The sequence below is a fragment of the Pelagicoccus mobilis genome (assembly GCF_016595505.1).
Classification (GTDB): domain Bacteria; phylum Verrucomicrobiota; class Verrucomicrobiia; order Opitutales; family Opitutaceae; genus Pelagicoccus; species Pelagicoccus mobilis.
The window spans coordinates 102,285-125,468 of the sequence record NZ_JAENIL010000016.1 but is presented as its reverse complement, the minus strand read 5'-3'; the positions used below and the strand labels follow the sequence as shown (position 1 = coordinate 125,468).

22 protein-coding genes are annotated in these 23,184 nt (G+C 54.0%); 19 read left to right on the top strand and 3 right to left on the bottom strand.

The genetic code is table 11. From position 1 onward, the window contains the following. Positions 1-14 precede the first annotated feature (14 nt). From JIN87_RS10440 to JIN87_RS10420, 5 genes are all read left to right on the top strand, one after another. A complete protein-coding gene (locus tag JIN87_RS10440; RefSeq protein WP_200355504.1) occupies positions 15-587 on the top strand; it encodes a YfiR family protein in 573 nt (190 codons plus the stop codon). Then, on the top strand, positions 584-2,914 hold the full coding sequence (locus JIN87_RS10435; protein ID WP_200355503.1) for an ATP-binding protein: 2,331 nt from the start codon (positions 584-586) through the stop codon (positions 2,912-2,914). The genes JIN87_RS10440 and JIN87_RS10435 overlap by 4 nt, the downstream gene beginning before the upstream one ends. Before the next feature lie 186 nt (positions 2,915-3,100). Next, positions 3,101-3,592, top strand: coding sequence for an RNA polymerase sigma factor (locus JIN87_RS10430; protein WP_200355502.1), 492 nt, complete (start codon positions 3,101-3,103; stop codon positions 3,590-3,592). Positions 3,593-3,612: 20 nt separating this feature from the next. Then, the gene (locus tag JIN87_RS10425; protein WP_200355501.1) at positions 3,613-4,203 is read left to right on the top strand and encodes a hypothetical protein; all 591 of its coding nucleotides are present in this window, start codon (positions 3,613-3,615) and stop codon (positions 4,201-4,203) included. 139 nt (positions 4,204-4,342) lie between these two features. Then, complete coding sequence (locus JIN87_RS10420; RefSeq protein ID WP_200355500.1) at positions 4,343-5,098, top strand: type 1 glutamine amidotransferase; 756 nt, start codon at positions 4,343-4,345, stop codon at positions 5,096-5,098. 68 nt (positions 5,099-5,166) lie between these two features. Here JIN87_RS10420 and JIN87_RS10415 read toward each other — a convergent pair whose 3' ends face one another. Then, complete coding sequence (locus tag JIN87_RS10415) at positions 5,167-6,459, bottom strand: UDP-N-acetylglucosamine 1-carboxyvinyltransferase (RefSeq protein ID WP_200355499.1); 1,293 nt, start codon at positions 6,457-6,459, stop codon at positions 5,167-5,169. Between the two features lie 243 nt (positions 6,460-6,702). On the opposite strand from JIN87_RS10415, the gene panB reads away from it, so the two are divergent. The 5 genes from panB to JIN87_RS10390 are packed head-to-tail and all read left to right on the top strand — an operon-like array spanning position 6,703 to position 10,013. After that, positions 6,703-7,515, top strand: coding sequence for a 3-methyl-2-oxobutanoate hydroxymethyltransferase (panB, locus tag JIN87_RS10410; RefSeq protein ID WP_200355498.1), 813 nt, complete (start codon positions 6,703-6,705; stop codon positions 7,513-7,515). Positions 7,516-7,519: 4 nt separating this feature from the next. Next, on the top strand, positions 7,520-8,284 hold the full coding sequence (gene panC, locus JIN87_RS10405; RefSeq protein ID WP_200355497.1) for a pantoate--beta-alanine ligase: 765 nt from the start codon (positions 7,520-7,522) through the stop codon (positions 8,282-8,284). A gap of 5 nt (positions 8,285-8,289) precedes the next feature. After that, positions 8,290-9,084 carry a type III pantothenate kinase gene (locus JIN87_RS10400; RefSeq protein ID WP_200355496.1) on the top strand — a complete coding sequence of 265 codons (795 nt, stop codon included), beginning with the start codon at positions 8,290-8,292 and terminating at the stop codon, positions 9,082-9,084. 14 nt (positions 9,085-9,098) lie between these two features. After that, entirely contained in the window at positions 9,099-9,470 is a 372-nt protein-coding gene (gene panD, locus JIN87_RS10395) for an aspartate 1-decarboxylase (protein WP_200355495.1), read from the top strand. 3 nt (positions 9,471-9,473) lie between these two features. Continuing rightward, positions 9,474-10,013 carry a Pycsar system effector family protein gene (locus JIN87_RS10390; RefSeq protein WP_200355494.1) on the top strand — a complete coding sequence of 180 codons (540 nt, stop codon included), beginning with the start codon at positions 9,474-9,476 and terminating at the stop codon, positions 10,011-10,013. Here JIN87_RS10390 and JIN87_RS10385 read toward each other — a convergent pair. Then, positions 10,010-10,975: a calcium/sodium antiporter gene (locus JIN87_RS10385; RefSeq protein ID WP_200355493.1), complete on the bottom strand. Its 966-nt coding sequence runs from the start codon at positions 10,973-10,975 to the stop codon at positions 10,010-10,012. The two genes, JIN87_RS10390 and JIN87_RS10385, sit on opposite strands and share 4 nt — an antisense overlap. Positions 10,976-11,326: 351 nt before the next feature. Between JIN87_RS10385 and JIN87_RS10380 the strand changes: the two genes are divergently transcribed. Next, the gene (locus tag JIN87_RS10380; protein ID WP_200355492.1) at positions 11,327-11,746 is read left to right on the top strand and encodes an RNA-binding regulator; all 420 of its coding nucleotides are present in this window, start codon (positions 11,327-11,329) and stop codon (positions 11,744-11,746) included. Between the two features lie 66 nt (positions 11,747-11,812). On the opposite strand, the gene JIN87_RS10375 is transcribed toward JIN87_RS10380, so the two are convergent. Then, positions 11,813-12,220, bottom strand: a complete 408-nt coding sequence (locus JIN87_RS10375) for a hypothetical protein (RefSeq protein WP_200355491.1) — start codon at positions 12,218-12,220, stop codon at positions 11,813-11,815. 30 nt (positions 12,221-12,250) lie between these two features. Here JIN87_RS10375 and JIN87_RS10370 point away from each other — a divergent pair, with 30 nt between their 5' ends. From JIN87_RS10370 to JIN87_RS10335, 8 genes are all read left to right on the top strand, one after another. Beyond that, positions 12,251-14,107, top strand: a complete 1,857-nt coding sequence (locus JIN87_RS10370; protein WP_234033343.1) for a sulfatase-like hydrolase/transferase — start codon at positions 12,251-12,253, stop codon at positions 14,105-14,107. 257 nt (positions 14,108-14,364) lie between these two features. After that, a complete protein-coding gene (locus tag JIN87_RS10365; protein WP_200355490.1) occupies positions 14,365-15,819 on the top strand; it encodes a sulfatase family protein in 1,455 nt (484 codons plus the stop codon). 50 nt (positions 15,820-15,869) lie between these two features. Beyond that, on the top strand, positions 15,870-16,964 hold the full coding sequence (locus JIN87_RS10360) for a lactonase family protein (protein WP_200355489.1): 1,095 nt from the start codon (positions 15,870-15,872) through the stop codon (positions 16,962-16,964). Positions 16,965-16,971: 7 nt separating this feature from the next. Next, complete coding sequence (locus JIN87_RS10355) at positions 16,972-17,904, top strand: GNAT family N-acetyltransferase (protein ID WP_200355488.1); 933 nt, start codon at positions 16,972-16,974, stop codon at positions 17,902-17,904. A gap of 211 nt (positions 17,905-18,115) precedes the next feature. Beyond that, positions 18,116-19,510 (top strand): sulfatase family protein, encoded by a 1,395-nt coding sequence (locus JIN87_RS10350; RefSeq protein ID WP_200355487.1) that lies wholly within the window; start codon positions 18,116-18,118, stop codon positions 19,508-19,510. A gap of 225 nt (positions 19,511-19,735) precedes the next feature. Further along, entirely contained in the window at positions 19,736-20,656 is a 921-nt protein-coding gene (locus JIN87_RS10345; protein ID WP_200355486.1) for a hypothetical protein, read from the top strand. Between the two features lie 28 nt (positions 20,657-20,684). Next, complete coding sequence (locus JIN87_RS10340; protein ID WP_200355485.1) at positions 20,685-22,511, top strand: hypothetical protein; 1,827 nt, start codon at positions 20,685-20,687, stop codon at positions 22,509-22,511. Between the two features lie 483 nt (positions 22,512-22,994). Continuing rightward, complete coding sequence (locus JIN87_RS10335) at positions 22,995-23,156, top strand: hypothetical protein (RefSeq protein ID WP_200355484.1); 162 nt, start codon at positions 22,995-22,997, stop codon at positions 23,154-23,156. Positions 23,157-23,184: the final 28 nt, after the last annotated feature.

The window sequence follows — 23,184 nt, the reverse complement described above, 5'->3', positions numbered from 1 at the left end:
CAAGCAAAGACCCTATGCAAGCCGTTACGATCACTAGCTTAAAGCCAGTTTGGATCGTGCTGCTCTGCCTCGTTTTCTTGTGTTCGTGGCAATTGGGGGCGGCGAAGGTCAAGAAGGGCGACAAGGCGGAGTTGTTTCCGGCGTTGGCGGTAAACATCCTTCCCTTTGTGGACCGGGACGGGCAGAGCCTAAACGAGTCTGGCAAGGTGGTGTACATCGGCGTGTACGATCGGAATAGGAACCGCCGGGTGTTTAAGACCTTCGAAGGGCTGTGCGATAAGCAGCCGGAGCGCTACATGCTGTATGACTTGTCGGAAGCGATGGAGGAGGAGGTCGTTTTTGATCTCATTTATATTGCCTCGGACAAGTCGGACGTTTTGCCGATGGAGATTCTCGACTATTTCTCTGACAAGGCGGTGCTGGTGGTTGGCGAGCACGACGAGCTATTGGAAGCGGGGGGCATTGTTAGGTTCAGGACCTCGGAGGGGAAGAAGGCTGAGCTCGGTATTAATTTGAAGCAGGCGAAGCTGGTTGGCTTGAGTATCAGGTCTCAGCTTTTAAGGAGGGCGACGGAGTTGATTAGATGATGGATAAGGGCTTTCCAGATTGGCTCTCTAAGTTGGAGCGACGCATTGGGAATCGTTCGTTGGATCGGAAGATTCGTTTGATCCTGACTTTTTCGGGAATCGGCTTGGTGGGTTTCACGATCGTGCTGCTGGCGTTGTTCGACTGGGCTTTCGCCCGAAAGGCGATCCGTGGCGAGTACGATTCGCTCGGGAAGGTCATCGCGTTGGACGTGAGGGTGGCGTTGTTGTTTGAGGATGAGAAGGATGGGGCGGACGTTTTGGAGGCGTTTTCGCTGAACGAGGGAATTCTTTACAGTGAGATCGCTTGGTCTGATGGAGAGGTGTTTGCCTCGAATGGAGTCGCGCCGGAGGGAGTGAACCGAGAGTTCTCGCCTGGGTCTTATGTCAGGCTTTCGTATTTCGAGAGCAGAGTGGAAGCGTGCGAGCCGGTTTGGTTGTCCGACGAGTCGAGATCGACTCCGCCTGACGCGTTCGTGTTTTTGGTGGGAGATCTGAAGCCGATCTACAAGGCATTTGTATTGAAGTCGGCTTTGATTGTAGCGGCTCTTCTGCTTGGCGGGGCTTTGCTCAGGTGGGTGGTGTCGCGTATGAGCCGTCTCATTACGGACCCGATTCTGGAGCTGGCTGAGACTGCGAAGCATATTTCCAAGGAGCGTGATTTCTCGCATCGGCAGGAAAAGGTTTTCGATGACGAAACGGGGCTCTTGGTGGACGCGTTCAACGAGATGATGAGCCAGATCGAGGAGCGAGGCGCGATCATCCAGTCGAACGAGGAGAGGTTTCGCGAGTACTTCGAGTTGGGGATCGCGGGGATGGCTATCTTGGATAGCGACGGTGGTTTTGTGGAGGCGAACCGGCAGCTGGGCGAGATGTTGCAAGTGGATCAGGACGTGCTCCTCAATAGTCGTTTCGACAAATGGGTGGACGAGTCCGAGCGAGACTCGGAGGCGTCGCCTTTTGATTTAGTGAAGGAGGGCTGTCCTCCCGGCTATCGAGATGAGCTTTGGTTGCGGGGAGAGGGGAAGAGTCGCTTTTTCGCGATCGTATCGGTTCGCCGTTTGGCGAAGGTGGTAGGCGAGCAGGAGGTGCTTTATCTTGCCCTGTTTCAGGATATTTCGGATCGCAAACGAGCGGAGGAGGAGTTGCGGGCTTCGAAGCGTGCGGCGGAAGAGGCGAATCGATCCAAGGATGAGTTCTTGTCGGTGATGAGTCACGAGCTGCGCACGCCGCTCAACCCGATCATTGGGTTTGTGGATCTGCTGATGTATTCCGATCAGGATGAAGAGCAGCTGAACATGCTCCGGTCGATCCGTCGCTCGAGCGAGCATCTGTTAAACCTGATAACGGATATCTTGGATTTCACTCGTGCTCAAGGCGGGCGTCTGGAAGCGGCGCCAGAGCCGTTTGAGTTGGAGGATATTTGTCGCAGCGCTTTGGAGATGACGGAGCGGAGTGGAGTTTCGAATGATATCGAGGTGACGTTGCGCTCGCTTGAGCTGTCGCAGATCCCTGTCGGTAAAAAGCTCTTTTCTGACGCGGGGAAGATCAGGCAGATCGCGATCAATTTTCTCTCGAACGCGATCAAGTACAACAAGCCGGGTGGTTCGGTCTGGTTGGATGCCCGTTTCGAGGCCAATTCTCAAGGTGGTGTCGTCTGTATCCGAGTTGAAGATACGGGTATTGGGATCGACGAGCAGATGCGAGAGCTGGTGTTTGAGCCTTTTACGCAGTTGGACATGTCTCTGCAGCGAAAGCATGAGGGTGTGGGATTAGGGCTCTCGATATGCAAGCGGATAGCGGAGTGTCTGAACGGTGAGGTTGCGGTGGAGAGTGAGGTCGGTGTGGGTTCTGTATTTACCGCGCGGATACCTGTGACATTTGTGGAGGTGGAGCTTTCTCGGGGGCCGGAGATGACCATCCGCGATTTGAAGGTTTTGAAAGAGGGGGTGAGTCCGAGTCGAGTGCTGTTGGTTGAAGATGACTTGGAGAATATGCGTTTGATCGAGGCGAAGCTGCGCAAGCTGGGGGTCGGTTTCGATTGGGCGAAAAATGGTTTGGACGCTACCGAGAAGGTAAAGGAAAACGATTTTGATTTGGTTCTGATGGACGTGCGCATGCCGCTTATGGATGGGCTGGAGGCGACGCGTGTGATTCGTGAGAAGGAGCTGGACGAGGCGTCTGGGCGTGTGCCGATCGTGGCGATGACGGCCCATGCTTCGGAGAGGATGCGGGTCGAGTGCGCTCGTGTCGGGATGGATGGCTACATGTCGAAGCCGATCCAGTTCGATCAGCTTGAGAATTACATCAAGCGCTACCTTGCGAGCTAGGGTTTCCGTTCTGGTTCTGGGTAGAGCTGCAAATTTCGGCAATCAGCTGAAGAGTAGGGGCGTTCCCTGAGTAGTGATGGCGGTTCGCCTCGCTCTTCTTCCTATGTTTCTCGCCACCAACCAAGTCTTTCCTAATTGATTATGGGCGCTCAAACAGTCAGTATTTCCGATCTAGCTAATGACACGATGAGTAACTCCAACACCGCTCGCAAATCTCTCACGGAGACCGAGCTCGTGCAGGCAGGCTATCGTTATGCGCTCTCAATTGCCCGCCATCATCAAGATGCGGAGGATTTGGTGCAGCAGGCGTGGCTCAAGCTGATGCGAGCCTATGGTCGCGTCGAGGGCACTCCGGTTCTTTTCCGGACGATCCGCAACCTCTTCTACGACATCAAGCGCCGCGACAAGATCGTGCAGTTTGAGCCCCTCGAAAAATCACCGGAACCCGGTAAGGGCGAGTCGAACGGCGTCTCCATGGATATGGAGATCGTTTTGGAAAAGCTCCGACCGGAAGAGAGGGAGGCTATCTACCTCAACGTGGTAGAAGGCTTCACAGCGACAGAAATATCAGAACAGACGGGTGCCCCACGTGGCACCATTCTCAGTCACATCCACCGCGCTCGCCAGAAGCTGGCGAAGGCATTCGGCGGGGAGTTTCGTGACAAGAAAAAGAAGTAGAGGCTTCTAAGTTTTTTGCGATGAGCACAACTGACGAACAAATGGACCAGAAGATCCGCGACTGTTTTATGTCGCAGAGCCTTTCAGTCGAGGCAGTCCAATCAATACTCGCCAAGGGTAAGAAAGCGAAAGAGGTGCATGACCGAGCGTGGTGGCGCCCATGGGTGCCTGTAGCGGCGGCGGCGGCTTTCGTGATGTTGATTTCTTTCCAGCTAGGGAAGAACTACGACGTTTCCCAATTTGCCCAGAAGGTAGCGGGTGAAATCGTGATGCGGCACAACGGGGCTCGTCCGTTCGATGTCGAGACAAGCACTTTTGACGGCGTTCAAAATGGCCTGAAGGACCTTGGCTTTTCGGTTACTCCGAATGTGAAGCAAGGCTTGCTTTCTGCCTACGAAGTGATCGGTGCGCGGTACTGTTTCCTCGAGGGGCAGCAAGGGGCTCACATGCGCGTTCGCAACCGGGCCACAGGCGTGATTTGTACTTTGTACGTGGCCTCGCTGAATGGACCGCTCAAGGAGCTGAAGGCGTCGGATCGGGAGGTACATCTCGCTGCGAACGACGTGACAATGTGGGAAGATTCCGACCGTCTCTTCGCCTTAGTGGAATAGTCTCAAAGCTCCCTAGGTAATTTAAAATAGTGTGAAAGGGCGATCTTAGTGTTAGGCTAGGTCGCCTTTTTCTTGATATTGTGCGTACTGGGAAACCACAGGCGTCGACGCCTCGTTACCTCTATAAACTCAAATTTAGATGGCTAAGCTTCTTATCGTAGATCCACTTGATCTCGCCCTCGAATCCGAAGGCGGGGCGCCTGTTTGGTCATCCCGTTCCTGCTTTGAGGCGAGCCTTGGCGAAATGGAGGGCCTCGTTTGTCACTACACGACGGCGAAGGATCCGGAGCTCTGTCGCATCGCCTTGGGCGCGGACGCGGTGATTTTGGGAGGCTCCGAGGAGTCGGCCTGGCAAGACACGGTATTCAATGACCATCTTCTGGATCTGATCGCCATTTGCAAAAATGGTCGGATCCCCTTGTTGGCGATATGCTATGGTTCGCAGCTTCTGGGGCGGGCGCTTGGGGGGCATGTTTCCCGGCATCCCGACGGTATCGAGCTTGGCGCTCCTGCGATTCGGATAACGGAAAAAGGGAAGCGGCATCCGCTGTTTAAAGGAATCCAAGGCGGCTGTATTTGGTCGGTGGAAACGCACAACGATGCGGTGATGACTTTGCCTCCGGGTTGCGATTTGTTGGCATCGACGGACCATACGCCTGTTCAGGCGTTCTCCTATGGCGGCTTGCTGACCGGAGTTCAGTTCCACCCGGAGATGAATGGCGACGACTTGCGTTTTTTGTGGGAGGCCTTCGAGCGAAAGGGCTTTGTCGATTCGGTTCCCGAGGAGTATCGGCGGAAAATAGATGCCTGCGAGTGCGACCGGATTTTGCCGATCTTGCGGAATTTCGCGGAGATGGCGTTGGCTAGCCCTAGCCCACGAAACGCGGTGCTTTAACCCGCGGAAATGGGGGGGAGTTTGTTCGGTTTTTGACGCGGGCTAAAGCTCCGCGCTACGGGGTTGGTTTACTCGTCCCATTCGATCTCCGCGCCGAGCTTGCGGAGGTTTTCGGCGAAATGCGGATGGGCGCGGCGAATCGGGTCGGCGTTCTTGACGATACTGCGTCCCTCGATGCTGGCTGCGGTCATGTAGAGAGCGACGGCGGCGCGGATGATGTAGGGAGCCTCGACCACGGCAGGGCGCATGGGGCGCTGCCCGAAAACGACGATGCGGTGGGGGTCGCTTACGACGGCGTGAGCGCCGAATTTCACCAGCTCTGGCAGCCAAGCGAAACCGCCTTCGTAGACCTTGTTCCAGAAGTGCATGACGCCCTCGGCTTGGGTTGCGAGGGCGACCATTGGCGGAAGCAGGTCAACGGGGAAGTATGGCCAGGGGGCGGCCTCGATTTTGGGCAGTAGATTGGAAGTGAACGGTTGCTGGATCTTGAGGCTTTGCTTCGGGCCGCAAATGGCGGTTTCCCCGTCGTAGCTGATCTCGACGCCGAGCTTTGCGAAACTGCGGTTGATGAGGGCGAAGTGCTCGGGACCGGAATCGGTTATCCACACGTCGCCGCCGGTGATCGCTCCGAGGGCCAGAAAGGTGGCCACTTCGTGGTGGTCGGAGGAAATGGTCGCTTCTGCTCCGGCGAGGGAATCGACTCCGGTGACGGTTAAAACGCTGGTTCCGACGCCTTCGATTTTTGCTCCCATGCTTTGCAGGAAGCGGCAAAGATCTTGCACGTGAGGTTCGCTGGCCGCGTTGGTCAGGGTGGAAACTCCGTCTGCGGTAGCGGCCGCCATGAGGAAGGTTTCGGTGGTGGTGACTGACATGTAGTCAGCCCAGTGGGAGGCTCCTTGGAATTTTTCCTCGATTTTGAGTTTCAACTCTCCGTTGTGGGCGACTTTGGTCCCGAGGTGGGAGAGGATCTCGAGATGTGGATCAAGTTCGCGGATTCCCAAGGCGCAACCCTTGGGGTTGGAGTCGAGGTGGACTTCCTTGAAGCGTTGGAGCAGCGGGGCGAAAAGCAGCACGGCCGATCGCATTCCTTGTGGCAGGGTTTGCGGATCGAAGTCGGAGCCGAGGTCGGAATGGTCGAGACGCATGGTCTTGGCTTCGCGATCCCAGTCGATGCGGGAGCCGAGCTCGCGGAAGAAGGTGACCAGTTTCTCGATATCGGTGATGGCTGGGACGTTGCTCAGCGAGACGGGTTCGTCTGTCAAAAGCGTCGCGCACAAGATCGGCAGGACCGCGTTTTTATTGCCCGATGGGGTGATAGTTCCGGAGAGAGGTTTGCCGCCGTGTACGATTAGATTAGCCATTTGGGATCGATGCGGTGGAGCTTCAACGGGGCTTTGACGCATTTCAATCGGAAACCCGAGAGAAGCGTTAATCTCTGTCAACTCGGGGATGAGGAGCTGCTTTTGCATTGAAAAATCCGCTTCGATTCTTTTGTAACAGTGGCCTCTAGCGATGAGAGCGATGCTCCAGCGACCGGAGGCACCAAGAAATCAGTACAAACATTCAACATAGGATCCTGATCCTCAGCGACAGGCACCCGACACATGAAAACAATACCTGACTTCCAGAAGTGGAAGGCGGACGGCAAGCCGATCACCATGGTGACCTGCTATGATGCTGCGACCGCAAAAATCGTCAACGCGACCAGCGTTGACTCGATACTGATTGGCGATTCCTGCGCGATGGTTGTGCACGGATTCGATAGCACGGTTCACGCGACTGTGGAAATGATTGCCGCTCACACGGCCGCTGTGCGTCGTGGCGCGCCGGACAAGGTGATCGTGGCCGACCTTCCCTTCCTTTCGAATCGAAAAGGCATCGATCATGCGATCGAGTCGGTTGACGTGCTGATGAAGGCGGGGGCGAATGCGGTCAAACTCGAGCGTCGCAAAGGGAACATCCAGCTTATCGAGCACATCGTCGATAGCGGTGTACCGGTGATGGGGCACCTTGGGTTGACGCCTCAGTCGGTTAATGAATTTGGCGGTTTCAAGATGCAGGGTAAAAGTTCTGCGGCGGCTCGAGCTCTGATTGAAGATGCTCAGATGCTGGAGCAAGCGGGCTGCTTCTCGGTCGTGCTTGAATGTATCCCTGGCGATGTTGCGGCGCAGGTGACCGAGTCGATCAACATCCCAACGATCGGGATTGGCTGTGGTCCGGATGTTTCAGGGCAGGTGCTTGTGATCAACGATCTGTTGGGCATGGATGCGACTTTCCAACCGCGATTTGCCCGTAAGTACGAGAATCTTAGTGAACGCATTGCTTCGGCGGTCGATCGCTACTGCGCGGATGTTGAGTCCGTCGCTTTCCCGGCGGAAGGCGAATACACATCGCGCTTGGCTAAGCTTAGCCGCTAGCCGGATGACACAGGTATTGCAGAGCGTGGCGTCGTTTCAGGCGTGGCGTAAGGAAAATGTGGGCACGGTGACACTCGGCTTCGTTCCGACCATGGGTGGATTGCACGAAGGGCATCTCGCTCTCGTGCGTCGCGCTTTGGAAGAGAATGACAAGGTGGCGGTCAGCGTTTACCTGAATCGCACTCAGTTCAACAAGCTTGAGGACTTCGAGAAGTACCCGGCCGTATTTGAAGAGGACCTACGAATGCTCGATGAGCTGGGCGTAGACGCTGTTTTCGCTCCTAGTTACGAAGAGATGTATCCGGATGACTATCGCTATAAGGTCAGCGAGTCAGAACTTTCAACGGAACTGGAAGGGGAACATCGTCCGGGCCACTTTGATGGTGTTCTCACTGTTGTTTTGAAGCTGCTGATGGCTGCAAACGCGACGCGGGCTTATTTCGGCGAAAAGGACTGGCAACAGCTAGCACTGGTTAAGGGAATGGTCGATGCGTTCTTTCTCCCGGTGGAGATAGTTCCGTGTCCGACGATTCGCGAGGAGAGCGGATTGGCCATGAGTTCCCGAAATCGACGTTTGTCGACTGAAGGTTTAGAGAAGGCTGCAAGGTTTAACCAGATATTGAATACGGCGGAGAGTGAAGAATCGGCTGTAGCTGCGTTGAATTCGGAAGGTTTCGAAGCGGAGTATGTGGCTGATCGTGGGGATCGCCGTCTTGGGGCAGTCGTGCTCGAGGGCGTACGTCTGATCGATAACGTAGAGCGGAGTTAGTTGATATGAATCTCTGTATAGATGTAGGAAATTCCCAAATGCACGGGGCCGTCTATGAAGGTGACCGGCTGGTGACACAGTTTCGCAAGGAAAGCTCCCGCTCCTCCCGTGACGAGTTAGGCCTCTTTCTGGTGTCTGTTTTACGTGAACATGGAGTGGATCCGGACCGCGTCGAGCGAATCGGGATCAGCTGTGTTGTGCCGGACGAGGTGTATTCGATTCGCAATGCGTGCCGTATCTATTTCGAGCTGGAGCCCCTCTTTCTAGAAGCGGGCGTTAAGACGCGCTTGAAGATCAAGACCCGTAACCCGCTGGAGGTGGGAGCGGATAGAATCGCGAATGCGATCTCCGTGACGGAGATGTATCCAGAGTGCAACGTCGTGGTTGTCGACTTTGGAACAGCGATCACTTTGGATGCGGTGACTGCCAAACGCGAATACTTGGGAGGTTCTATCTGTGCTGGACTAGGCCTAGCGATGGGAGCTCTGGGGTCGAAAACTGCGAAGCTACCATTTGTGGAGATCAATGCTCCCAAGCGCGCTCTGGGGCGTTCGACGACGGAGGCGATCCAGAGTGGATTGTATTTCGGGTACCTTGGGATGATCCGCAACTTGGTGGACCGTATCAGGGAAGAAGCCTTTGGCGATGAGCCGACTCGAGTGATCGCGACCGGCGGCTTTTCGCAATTGTACAAAGATGCAGGCTTGTTTGATGAGATTGTGCCTGACCTCGTGCTGCGTGGGGTGAACGCGGTGCTTGACTGGAATCCTGTTGAAGAAACGACGGCTAACGAAGCCTAGGAAAGAATTTTGTTATGAAGCGACACATGCTTAAATCCAAGATCCACCGTGCGACAGTTACGGATGCGGACCTAAATTACGAGGGCTCGATTAGCATCGACCCTGAACTATGCAGGGCAGCTGACCTTGTCGAATTCGAGGTGGTGGACGTCTACGACATCGACAACGGCAATCGCCTCACGACTTATGTTATTTGGGGTAAGCCTGGAGAAATCTGCCTCAACGGTGCGGCCGCTCGACTGGTTCATCGTGGAGACAAAGTGATCATTGCCAGCTTCCAGGATGTGGACGACAAGGATATCGATTCCTTCAAGCCGAAGCTTGTCATGGTGAACGAGGATAACTCGATCAAGCACCTTAACGAGCCTCCGGTTCGCCGTCCGTAAGCGATGAGTTTGCAGACTCTTCCTGGAGAAAAAACTGCGGAGGCGAAGAACTGGCCAGCGCTTTTACGCGGCTCGGTTCTCAGCAGCGCCCAGTCCAAGCATGTCCAGTACATCTCCCTCGCGGATCGGCGGGCGCAGGTGATTATCACTATCAACGCCTTTCTGATCCCGCTCTCACTTTCTGGATACGACAAGCCGGATATACGCTTGGGGATCTTGCTCTTCATATTCGCGGCAAGCCTGAGCATCGTGTTTGCGATCGTGAGCCTGATGCCGAAGCGCTATCAGGAAGATCGGGAGGGGAAGGCGAACTTGCTGCACTTCTCCGGGATCTGGAAGTACGATGAGGAAAGCTACAAGGAGATGATGAGCTCCGCCTTGGAGAGCCGAAATACCATTACGGAGCTGATGGTATCGGACATCTACCACTTGAGCAACGACGTGCTCAGGCCTAAGTTTCGGTGGATTCGCCTGAGCTTTTACGCGTTCTTGGTGAGCTTGGTGTTCGCTGTTTTTGGCATTGCGATGCCGTTAGTGGTCTAGCTTTGGGAAAGGAAGACCCAGCAGTTGTAGGCGGCAAAGGCTAGGATCAGAAACGCGGCCTCGACGCGATTGACGCGGCCCTGTCCTCCTTTACGGTAGCACACGAGGAAGAGTGCGAGGGTGAGTCCGCCCACTACTGGGAGGTCGCGTGTCAAAATGTCGGATACGGTCTGGAAAGGGTGGATAACCGCGGCGATTCCCACGACGGCGAGCGTGTTGAACATGTTCGAGCCAATGATGTTGCCGAGCACGATATCGTGTTCGCCCTTTCTCGCAGCGGTAATGGAGGATGCGAGTTCAGGAAGGGAGGTTCCCACTGCCACGATGGTGAGGCCGATCACGAGATCGCTCACGCCTAGAGCGGTGGCGATTTCGACTGCGCCCCAAACCATGGCTCGCGAGCTGGCGAGGAGGAGGAGGAGACCGATGAGCAGCCAAGCGAACGAGGCCCCGAGCGAGATTTTCTTCTCCTCGAACTCTTGAGTGAATTCTTCCGCAAGCGTGTCGGAGCCAGATTTCATGCCTTCCCGGGTGGACCAGGCCATGACGGCGAGAAAGACGATCAGCATGATTACCCCGTCTAGGGCTGAAATATCCAAGTCCCAAACGAGGTAGGCGACTAGGGCGGTCGCGGCGGCGAGTACTGGGAGTTCTTTGCGAAGTACGCTCGATTTTACGGTGATGGGGATGATGATCGAGGTGACTCCGAGGATGAGGGCGATGTTGGCGATGTTTGAGCCGAAGGCGTTGCCCAGAGCGAGTCCCGGATTGTCCTGCGAGGCGGCGATGGCTGAGACGATGAGCTCCGGGGCTGAGGTGCCGAAGCCGACGATGAGGATCCCGATCAGCAGGGGGGGCATACCGAAATGCCCAGCTACGCCCGAGGCTCCGTCGATGAAACGGTCCGCGCTCCAGATGAGCACGATCAGGCCAATAATGAGAGCGATGATGGGTAGTAGCATTAGGCCATTGAGTGATGAATGGAGCCTAGGGATTCAAGGCTTCTTTGCGGCCCATCTCTGAACCGTTAGGCTCATTTCGGGAGGCTTTTTGCCGTAGGAATATCGTTTCGCTGAATCTTCGATGGCTTCCACTTGGGCTAAACCCTTGCGTAGCAGTTGTTACAGACGTGAAAAAGCGTAGGTCCTCATAATTGAAAAAGAAGCTTTTGGCCTCGCCTATTTGTATATTCTCTGAACCGTGTCTTACTCTTTTAGTTAAGTCATCGTTTGATGGCTCGAGGTATTTTCCGGTTGTTGCGTCGCTGTTTGAATCTGCCTATTTCTCAATACGACGCTTCAAATATCAGATAAATGGAAATATACGTAGGAAACATCTCCTTCGGTCTTTCAGAAGGGGACCTGCAAGACGCGTTCGAGCAATTCGGCGTGGTGTCACAGCTAAAGATCATCATGGACCGTGAAACCGGTCGATCTCGCGGCTTTGGCTTTGTGACGATGGATAACGCCGAAGAAGGCAAGGCAGCAGTTGAAGGTTTGAACGGACAAGAGTTGGATGGCCGTCAATTGACTGTACGTGAAGCAACTCCAAGAGCTCCTCGCAGCCCACGTGGCGGCCCTCGTGGCGGCGGCGGTGGATTCCGCGGAGGAGACCGTCCACGCGGTGGCGGTGGTGGTTACCGTAGCGATCGCCCACGCGGCGGTGGCGGCGGCTACCGTGGCGGAGGAGATCGTCGTGATCGCCGTGGCGGTGGTTACCAAGACGGCTTCTAATCGCTTCAGCGTAATTAGAATTTGGAGACCTGCTCTGAAAAGGGCAGGTCTTTTTTTGTGCCGTTTCTAAACTGCTTCGCGTCGGCATTCGAGGGCTCGACGAATTTCTAAGGTTCTTTTTCGAGTGAGTGGGTAGCGTAGCAGAATGAGGAATACGGCGATCAAGCCGATGCAGGGGATGACGGCGTAGGAGACCAGTAGCCTCTCTAGGGTTGCTTCGCTTTGGTTTCCGCCTAGAGCGCGATCGAAGCCTACTGCGTGTTGTAGAATGACGCTTCCAAGCAGCAAGGCGACTGTCATGGACACTGTCAGATATCGTTCTTGGCAAAAGAGTGCGTGGAGCAGGCAAGCTATTGTGAGCGTGAGTCCTGTTGGGATGCAAACCCAGCGGGTGCCTTTTCCTTTTCGAGTGTAGTTAATTAATGGATGCCATTGGCTCTTAAACGCATAAGTTCGTTGGGGAGTCGGCAGCATCGGCAGTTCGGTTTTATAAATAGAGTAAGTATGAATAAGCTAGGGTTTACTTTCGTGTTGGCGTGCGTGTGGGGAATGGTTGCCAATGTAATGGCTGAGAAACAGCCGAACATCCTGTGGATCATCACTGATGACCAACGGGCGGATTCGCTGGAGTGCTACAATCGAGCGACTACCGGAAAGAACGAAAGCTATCTTGGCTATGTTTCGTCGCCGAATGTAGATGCTTTGGCGAAGGAAGGGGTGCTCTTTACGAAGGCGGTTTGCAATTCGCCGATGTGCACGCCATCGCGTGGCTCGATGCAGTCTGGCCGTTATCCGCACCGCCGCGGACAGTATCGCTGGGGCACGACTCACCAGATGCCAGACTTCGTGAAGCCCATGGTTTCGCAGACCTTGAGAGATAAAGGCTACGGTACGGCTGTGTTTGGAAAGACCGGTTGGGGAACGGTGAATTCTCTCAATAAGAAAGAAAATAGTCCGGCGGATTTTTATGACTTCACGATCAACTTCGCGAGCGACCTGCAACGAAATGGGGTAGGCGATATTTTTACCAGCGGAGGAAAATACATCTTCCCGCACGGGATTTTTACTCCGGAGTTCATGAAAGAAACCATCATCCACCCGCAGGACGGGAAGATGGAATACTACAAGCAGGATCGCCACAATCCGCTTCCTGAGCGGGATCTCGCAATCAAAGATCGAGTGGAGGAAGAGTTTGATATCCTCCGTTCGTATACTCGTTTGAATACAGGACTTATTTTAGGAGGCGTAAATCCATACCCTGCGGGAGAGACCATCGATGGGCATGTCGTGCGCGAGATGAAGAACTATCTGAAAAACGCGGACAAAAGCTACCAGACCTCTTGGGGCAAAAAGGTAAAAGGAGCTGATACGAGCAAGCCGCTGTTCATCAATCTCGGATTTACGCTGCCGCACACGCCGGTGATTCCTCCCAAGGTTTTTCGTGATGTTTTCCGAAAGAAAAAATACCGTATCCCCGAGTTCAGTACAGATGAGCTATCAAACTTTCCGCCGCAGCTCGTGATCATGTATAACGAGTGCAAAACGGATCAATTGACCGAAGAGGAAAAGCATCAAGCCATCCAGGATTACTACGCTTTTTGTGCGTACGGAGACGCGTTGATCGGTGAGTCGGTGGAAGCCTTCAAGGAGTATTGCGAGAAGCAAGGGGAAGAGTACCTGATCGTTTACACGGTGGGTGACCATGGTTGGCACCTTGGCGAACAGGGCATGATGGCGAAGTTCGGTCCGTGGACGCAGTCGATCATGGATGCGGCGATTATCGTTTCCTCAGACAAAGAGAAGTACCCTGCTGGTAAGATACACGATGAGTTTGTCGAGTTCGTCGACTTTGCTCCGACCATGTTGGCCGCCGCGGGCGAGGATGTGAGCGATCCGAAGTATGGATACTTGGATGGCTACGATCTCGCCGAGGTTTTGACGGATGAGGAGCTCAAGCGCGAATATGCGATCGGCGAGCTGAACGTGATTTGTGGACATCGCGGCTTTATGCGAACTGAAGAATTTGCATTCTCTATGCGGACGCGTGACAAGTGGGATCACTCCCGAGTGGGAGATCTAAACTCAGACATTATGTGGGCTCTCGACTGCGAGCGCCCGAAGGCCGATATGGCTCTCTACGATCTGCGAGTCGATCCCTTGGAAAAGAACAATGTCGCGGATGCAAAGGAGTATCGTGAGCTCGCGGATTGGTTTCGTCAAAAGCTCGGTACTATCCTGCTGGGAGACGGTCGTGTGGAATGCGATTGGTCCAAGCCGAACAGCTATAGCATTAGCAACTTCGCCGGGGGAGCGGACGACAAGAAGTTCGATGTACCGCCGGAATTGATCCCGGAAGTTTAATTTTTTTGACCACAGATTGCACAGATTTTTGTGGATGTTCTGGAAGGTGTTTAATGTGAGGGGAAGGGTGGTTTCTGAAATTAGCCTCTCCATCAGATCTGTGTAAATCCGTGGTTTAAAAAAAACGTGCAGAATCTCGTTCAGTTGTGGTCCGAGTCAGAGTTGAAAACCAGCTGCGATAGGTCGACCGTTTACTAGGCTATTCGTTTACCGCTAACGCTTTTGCTGCATCTTGTTCTCTGTAGGAAATACCTGAAATGATCATGTTGAGAATTGCTTTGTTGCTCGTTTTATTCGGCGGAGCCTTGCTGCGCGTCCAGGGGGGCGAACGGCCGAATATTTTGTTGTTCATCACTGATGATGAAAGTTGGTTGGAACGGAGCGCTTATGGTTGGTCGCCTTTGCCGACGCCTGCCTTTGACAAGGTGGCGGAGCAGGGGGCGTTGTTCACCAATGGTTACACTTCAGCCCCTTCGTGCGCTCCAGCGAGAGCGAGTGTTTTGGCAGGGCGGAATTTTTGGGAATTGGAACAAGGAGCGTTCATTCAGGCGTATGTGCCGAAAACGATACCTGTATTCACGCACCTCTTACATGATGCCGGTTATCACGTCGGGTACACCGATAAAGGATGGGGCCCTGGCGTGGTAAATGAGGACAGCCATGACAATCTTTTCGTTCGGGAGTATAACGAAATAGAGGTCGAGAATCAGTTGCCTGATCTTACGCCCTATGACTACGTGGCTAACTTCGAGCGGTTTTTGGAAGACCGTAAAGAGGCGCAACCCTTCTTCTTCTGGGCGGGTGTCACGGAACCTCATGACCCGATGGATCCGAAAAACTATCTACGGCTTGAGAAGGAGTACGGTTTGACGCTCGACGACATTCCGATGCCGCCGGTGCTGGAAGATACTCGGGAGAATAGAATCAATCGGGCGAATATTCTCTACGAGATTTGTTATGCCGATTTGCAGCTGCAGAAGATGATCGACCTATTGGAGGCGAAGGGTGAGTTGGATAATACGCTGCTGATTGTTACGTCTGACAATGGAACGGTCGTGGTTCGTGATGGGCAGCTTTTCGCAAAAGCGTCTGCCTATGACTATGGCGTGCATATTCCATTGGCAGTGATGTGGCCGTCCCGGATGGAAGCTGGTCGGACGGTGACCGACTTCGTGAATTTTCGGGATTTCGCTCCTACGTTCTTGGAACTCGCTGGGGTTGAGAAACCACAAGGCATGTCGGGCGAGAGTTTGTTGCCAATCCTTCTATCCGGTGATTCCGGACAGATTGATCCCGAGCGAAATTGGATGATGACAGGGCTGGAGTGGCATGGGGAGTTTGATCCGCAGTCACGCTCGTCGCGGAGCATTCGCGAGGGACGCTATTCTCTGATCTTCCGATACAGCAATGTGGATGAAGGTGGTAAGCCACTGCCTAGCGAACGCTTGGTCGAGCCCTCTTCGATGGAATTCTACGATCTCGCGACGGACCCTTGGGAGATGAAGAACTTGGCGGATGATCCTAAGTATGCTGTCAAAATCCGGAGCCTCTCTGAAAAGATGAAAACCTATGGTTTGCAGACGTCTGATCCACGATTCACGGGCGAGATGGATCTCTTTGTGCAAACGCGTCGCTATGTGTTGATGAGAAAGCGTATCGGGTACGAGGATACGTTTGAGCTCCCTTTCAATCGAGCAAAGGTTCCCGACTGAGTTCGTTTTCGGTTTGAGTCGACTGCCTTGGGATCTGTAGTTTCGGCGGAATGACTCGTAGCCTGATTTGCCTTCTCTGTACCTTGATCCTAAATTTCAACGCCTTCTCGAAGGACGACTTTTTCGTTTTTCTTCCGGAATCCGATAAGAAGCAACTCGTTCATTTGCGTGTGAAGGTCGAGGGCGGCAATGCTGCATTCGTTCGAGAAGGAGCGGTTGGGCTTCCCTTTGCTCCCTCTGGAACAGCGTTTGATTCTAAAAAGGAGAGACTGATTGTCAGTGGTCGTAGTGGCGACGGGACGGCAGCGGCCACTGTTGAAGTTGGTCCAAAGGGAGAGATCGAGTTGCTGGGCACTAAGACGCTGCCTCATCCTTCAGGTTACACGAGCGTTGATAGGACAGATCGGTTCTTCCTCACCGTAAATTACCGAAGCGGAGAATTGGCGACCTATCGAATCGGAGATGATGGTCTGGTTGGAGAGAAGACCTTTTATGATAAAGTGCCCAACAAGGAGGCCCACTGCATTCTGCCGACGTTGGACAATCGATATGTCTACATTCCCTGTGTGAAGCTGAATAACGCTCTTTTCCAATTCTCCTTTGACGATGAGTCAGGAGAGCTCAAACCGCTCACTCCCTTCAATGCGAACCCGCCCGCGTTATTTGGTCCGAGACACGTCGCCTACCATCCGAGTTTGCCGATTGCCTATTTCAGCAACGAACAACATTTGGGAGTCAGCGTTTATGAAATCGCCGATGATGGGCAGTTGAATGATCTGCAGTTCGCTACATCAAGACCACGTCAGATTCCATACTCCAAAAGCGAGAAGAGCGTGAACGCATCTGATATCGCGATCTCGCCCGATGGGCAGTGGATATTTGTAGCCAACCGTGATCCCGAAGGATTGGAGGATTGTGTATTCGCGTTTTCGATCGGGGAAGATGGTAGGTTGACGCTTCGATCGCGAACCAATGTAGGACAGATTCCGTGGGCCATTGACGTGTCTCCGAAGAGCACGCATCTGGTGGTCAGCGAGTCTGGTGAACAGAAACTGTCGGTGTTCGAAATCAAGTCAGATGGCTCGTTGGAACTCGAAGATACGATCGCCACGGCGGGCCGGGTAAGAGACTTTGACCTCCGCTAAAAAATAGATGGAAGACTCGATTAGGCTTCGGCACGCGGAGAAAGAAGACTGGGACGAGATCTCGGCCCTTATCTTCCATTCCACCAACGCTTGGTATCAAGCCAACCGGGGACACGATATCTTCACGGGCGAGCCTGCTGCCACCCGCTTGTTTTGCGAGGTCTACGAGGATCTGGATCCGGGGCGTTGCGTGCTGGCGGTTGACGAGGAGACGAGTCGGATTGCGGGATCCTGCTTCTACCATCCGCGCGAAACGCATGTGTCGCTCGGTATCATGAATGCTCATCCAGACTTCGCGGGGAGAGGCGTTGCTCGGCGATTGTTGGCCTACATTCTCGACTTTGCCCGCGGGGAATCGAAAGACGTTCGACTCGTTTCGAGCGCGATGAACCTCGATTCCTTTTCGCTGTATAACCGGGCAGGTTTCAAGCCGTTTGCTGTTTATCAGGATATGATCTTGGACGTACCCGCAGAAGGGATACGAATTGACTGCCCACAGGCGAAGCGAGTTCGCGATGCTCGGTTAGAGGATGTGCCAGCGATGGTCGAACTCGAACATGAAGTGGCCGGACTAAGACGCGGGTCTGACTTCGAGTATTTTATTCGCAACGAAAAGGGCTATTGGCACATGAGCGTGATCGAGGGCGAAGAGGGAAGACTCGATGGTTTTCTCGCGTCGATCTGTCACCCTGCGAGTAGCCTGCTTGGTCCCGGTTGCATGCGGTCGGATCAGGATGCGATTGCCTTGATCCAAACCGAGCTGGATGTCCGCAAGGGGAAAACGATGGTTTGGCTGGTGCCATCGGATCGAGGAGAGATCGTGCAAGCGATGTACCGTCTGAAGGCGAAGAACTGTGAACTACACTTGGGGCAAAGCACCGGAGAGGTCGCTCCTGTGAAGGGAATCTCGATGCCGACTTTCATGCCGGAGACGGCTTGAAGGGCTGGCGCTCGCGCCACGCCGCAACATTGGAAGGTCGGAGTTGGATATGCGGCGCGTCGCAAGCGACGGCCCTACGATTGCTGCTGGTTGTAGGGCAGGGCGGTGACCTGCCGTCTTTAGGTTTGGGGCGACGCCCAAACCCTACCTTTAAACGATGCACTGGTTATTTGTTTGGCGTTCGTGACTCTCGTTTGAAGGATGGCCTCTGATGAAGGTACCCCTCTTTGTTGTTTTCGTTTCCCTTGTAGCGCTCGTTTCAGCGGCTTCCAAACCGAACGTGATCTTGATCATGGCGGACGATGTGGGCTGGGAAGCCTTTGGCTGTTATGGGGCGGATGATTATGAAACGCCGAACATTGATCGATTGGCGGAGAGCGGCATCCGTTTCGAGCACTGTTACTCCACTCCGATTTGTACGCCGTCGCGAGTGCAGATCATGACCGGTCAGTATAGCTTTCGCAACTACACGCATTTTGGTTACCTGAACCCGCAGGACCGAACCTTTGCTCACATGATGCAGGACGCAGGCTACAAAACTGCGATCGCAGGGAAGTGGCAACTCAATGGCTTGTACAACAACCTGGAAGGTTACGACGACAACTCTCGTCCGCATCAGGCAGGTTTTGACGAGTACTGTCTTTGGCAGCTGACGAAGGGAAAAGGCGAGGGGGAGCGGTTTTGGAGCCCTCCAATCGAACGTAATGGAGAGTTCATTACGGCTGAGCAAAACGAAGGTTTATATGGCCCTGATTTGTTTACGGACTTTGTCTGCGACTTCATGGCGGAGAACCAGGACGAACCCTTCTTCGTCTATTATCCGATGGTTCTCGTGCATGACCCGTTCGTCAAAACGCCCGATACGATTGGCGATTCTCCGCGGACCCAGAAAGCCAATGCGAAGGTCAAAGACGACGCGGAGGCGAAAGTTAATTTTCAGGCCATGGTAAACTACATGGATAAACTGGTTGGACGGATCGTTGCCAAAACGGAAGCGTTGGGAGTGGCAGAGAATACGATCATCCTATTCACCGCGGATAACGGAACGCATAGCCGCCTCTCCTCGAGCTGGAAGGGGCAGCAAGTACAGGGCGGAAAGGGTATGATGAAAGAAACGGGGACGCACGTTCCGCTGGTCGCCTACTGGAAAGGACATACGCCACAGGGACTCGTTTCGAAGGATTTGGTCGATTTCACAGACATGTATCCGACATTTGCTGACGCGGCACGCTACACGATGAGCGAGCGCGATCCAATTGATGGGCGAAGCTTCTTTCCTCAGCTGAAAGGAGAGAAGGGCAACCCACGTGATTGGGTGTTCTGCCATTACGAGCCCTATTGGTATAAAAAGAAGACAGGGCAGTTTGCCCGCACTGCTGAGTACAAGCTCTATGCTGATGGTGGTTTTTTCAGACCCGGTGAAGATTGGGAGGAGAAAAACGATCTTTCGCAGGTGGCGGTAGAGGGAGAGAGGCGTGAGGTCTTTGTGAGACTTCGAAAACTTCTCGAAGAGTGTCCGCCTGCGCCCGAGGGTTTTGGGGAACGCGACGCTGAGCATCGGCCCACCTACCAGGATTGGAAAAATCTGCACGATGCCACGGACTAGAGGATGTAGGAAGTGGGGCAGGTTGCATCATCATGTAGGGTCGGCGCTTGTCGCCGTACCGCAGAGCTCTGATCAAACCGATGCGGTGCGGCGGCGAGCGCCGACCCTAACCGACTCTCAGGTGAAATGCTTCAACCGTATGTTTGTTGCCGCGATTGCGTATGTGCGTGACGCATACGCGTCTAGGCGCAATGATCCCTTTACGAGTATTATGGTGCCGGTCAGATGGTGAACGACGCGAAGCTAGATAAAGGTCTCCTGCTTATCCTCCGGATAGGTGCGTTCTTGTGTTTTGCAGGCTGGACCTGGGCTCACCTTTATTGGCAAGGACCGTACGGAGCGATTCTCTGGCACGATAGCATGTATGAGCTCGCTTCCAATTTAGGGGTGAGCTGGGAAGAATTCGTGGGTACGGGAGCGAATGATGGTTTCGTGCAAAAAGGCCTGTCGGTAATCGGTTGGCTTTATCTCGCGTGCACGATTCTCTGCTTAACGATTCGCAAACAATCCCAGCTCCAGATGATGGGCCTTCTGGCTGGCGGCGGATTGTTGGTAATTTTGAGCTATGCCAAATACCTCGGAGCCCAACAGCAGCTACCAATGTTTGTGGAACACGGAGGACAAATGCTGATGCCCGTGGTTCTGGTGCTCGCTCTCAGGTTAGGCGTTCGGCACCGATTGACGGTGGCTGCTGCCATGGCTGCGACGATTACGACTTTCATTGGGCACGGTGCTTACGCCCTGGGTTTGTGGCCGACGCCTCCGAATTTCTTTGGAATGATAACCGTTATCTTGGGGGTCGAATATGGCACTGCTAAAGCGATCCTACACATGGCGGGACTGTTTGATATTATCGTTTGCCTTGGAATTCTCATCCCTCGGATTCGTCGATCGCTGATGCTCTATGCGGCGATCTGGGGGCTCCTGACAGCTTTGGCGAGACCAGTGGCTGGCATGTCATGGGATCTCAACTACTGGGGAGCGGACCAGTTTCTGCATGAAGCGCTTCTTCGTGCTCCTCACTGTTTGATCCCGCTGTACCTGTTTGTGCTTTGGAAGCAAAGGGACGAAGTCTCTGCCAAAGATAGAACTCAGCTGCCTTCGCTTGCTCCCACTGGAGTCCCGACGACGGCCAGGTCCGTTTAGTTTTTTCAATCAACCCAATAAACACCTTATGAAGCTACTCAAACTCCTTAACCTCTTCTGCATCGCACTGCTTCTGGCATCTGCGGTTGAGGCTCAGAACAAGAAGCGGGCAGTGCTGACGATTCCGGAAGTGGAGAATCAGGACATCATCTGCTTCGCACTCTACACGGTTCACGACAAGACTCTGAAGCTCACTGCTCAATTGTATCCGATTCCTAGCGACATGACTAAGACGGTTCGCCTGGAGGTCAAAAAAGGTGGAGAGTGGGTAGAGGTCGACCGGACGGATGCGATTGAAGCGGGTTGGACAGCTCCGTTCCGAGTGGAAAATTGGGACGACTCCCAAGCCTACGAGTATCGAGTCCTGCACGGAACAGAAGCGAGCTACGGTGGGATCATCCGGAAGAACCCAGTCGACAAAGACGAAGTTGTGGTGGCGGGCTTTACCGGGAACTCTATCCATCCGGTGCATGGTGGTGACATCTCTCGCCAAGACATCATCGACAACGTTAAGGCAGTGGACGCGGATGTGCTATTCTTCTCGGGTGACCAAGTCTACGACCACTTCAAACACTATGCCGCTTGGCTGAAATTTGGCCGTGATTTCGGAGAGATCATCAAGGATCGCCCAACGATTTGCCTCCCCGACGATCACGATGCCGGGCAGGCAAACCTCTGGGGTGAGAGTGGAAAGGTTTCCACGCTGAAAGGCGCGTCCGATGGCGGTTACGCGATGCCCGCGGAATACGTGAAGGAAGTGGAGCGGGCTCAGACCAGCCACCTTCCGGATCCGATCGATCCGCACACCATTGGACAAGGGATTGGCGTCTATTTCACGAATCTTAATTGGGGAAATGTGGACTTCGCCATTCTCGAGGACCGCAAGTTCAAGACCGGGCCAGCGGGACGCGTTCCGAAGCAGGGACCTCGCCCTGACCATATTCTCAATCCGGACTATGACCCAGCTAGCGTCGATATCGATGGAGCCGTACTGCTGGGCGAACGACAGTTGAAGTTCATCGATGAGTGGACGCAGGATTGGAGTGAGGCGGATATGAAGGTGGCTTTGTCTGCTACGATTTTCTGTGGTGGAGCGCACATTCACGGCAGCGCGAATGGACGCCTGCATGCGGACATGGATTCCAATGGTTGGCCTCAGAGTGGACGCAACCGTGCGTTGGAGGCTCTCCGCAAAGGCTTCACTTTCCACTATGCGGGCGACCAGCATTTGGCGACGATCTTCCAGCATGGGATCGACGAGTACCGCGATGCAATTTGGTCCTTTTGTGTGCCGTCGATCGCGAACCTCTACCTCCGCTGGTGGGAGCCACTCGAACCCGGGCTCAACCGCGAACCGGGAGCTCCGGAGTACACCGGTGATTCGCTTGATGGTTTCTCCAACAAGGTGACCAATTTTGCGGCCGCGAATCCGGACAAGGAACCTGCCGGCAATGTTCTCAACACCCGGTCCGCAGGTTTTGGCATCGTTCGCTTAAACACGAGTTCCCGCGAAATCACCATGGAGTGCTGGCCGCGCAACGTGGACATTACAGATCCATCTGCTCAGCAATATGAAGGTTGGCCGCGTACGATTTCCCAGTTCGACAACTATAACCCGCCTTCATGGGGATCGCTGGGCAAGTTGACTTTCGATGTGGAGAATCCGGTGGTCCAGTTGGTCGATGCCAAGACGGACGAAATTCTCTACACCGTGCGGGCGAGTGGAAAATCGTTCACTCCGGGTGCGCCGAAGGGAAGGGCTTTTGTCGTGAAAGCTGGAACCGATGTTCCGGATCAACTCGTTTCCAAGAACTCGAAAGTCGGAAGCAAAGCCAAGAAGGTGACGCTCAAGTAGAGCGCATTGCGCGGACTTTCTCATTTTTCGTGGCGGCGATTACTTCGGTGATCGCCGCTTTTTTGTAGGCTGAACATCGATGACAAAGGTAGCGCACGTTGTCATCAACGGGTACCCTCAAAACAATGTCGCGAGCGGCAGCCCTGTGTTCGAAGGCGCAGATACTTCCTCTGTGTTCACTGTTTTTTTATGAATCGAGTGGGGTGTTACTGCAGGTGGGTGTGGGGTTGATTGTATGCAGTCTGCAAAAAGTGGAGATCGTGGGTGTTTGGCGTGGTCTTTGTAGGTTGTTGTTAGTTAGTTGGAAGGGAGGTTTGTGATTTGTTGGTCATAAAACGCGACAGCTCGTCCTAACAAAAAATCGGACAAAAATGGCAAGATACGTATCTCGTTTATCCCATCTAGTTAAACTGTCGTCGGGACGTGCTACTCCCGGCGGCAGTCGGATGAGATGAGGCAGCGAGAAACTCCTTTTAATACCTCATGTTACTTCGACCCCATCGTGGTGGAACTGTCTACCCAGACGCCGTTTTGCCCACTGTCTTTCCGATCCCCAGCAGCGACTCCGCTTTTGGCAGCTACGTGCTCGGTGAAGACGCGCTTCCGGGAGATGGGCCCGTTTGTCGAGGCATGCGCCCCGTGTGAAGAGGAGTTTTGAACCCAATCAAACCCA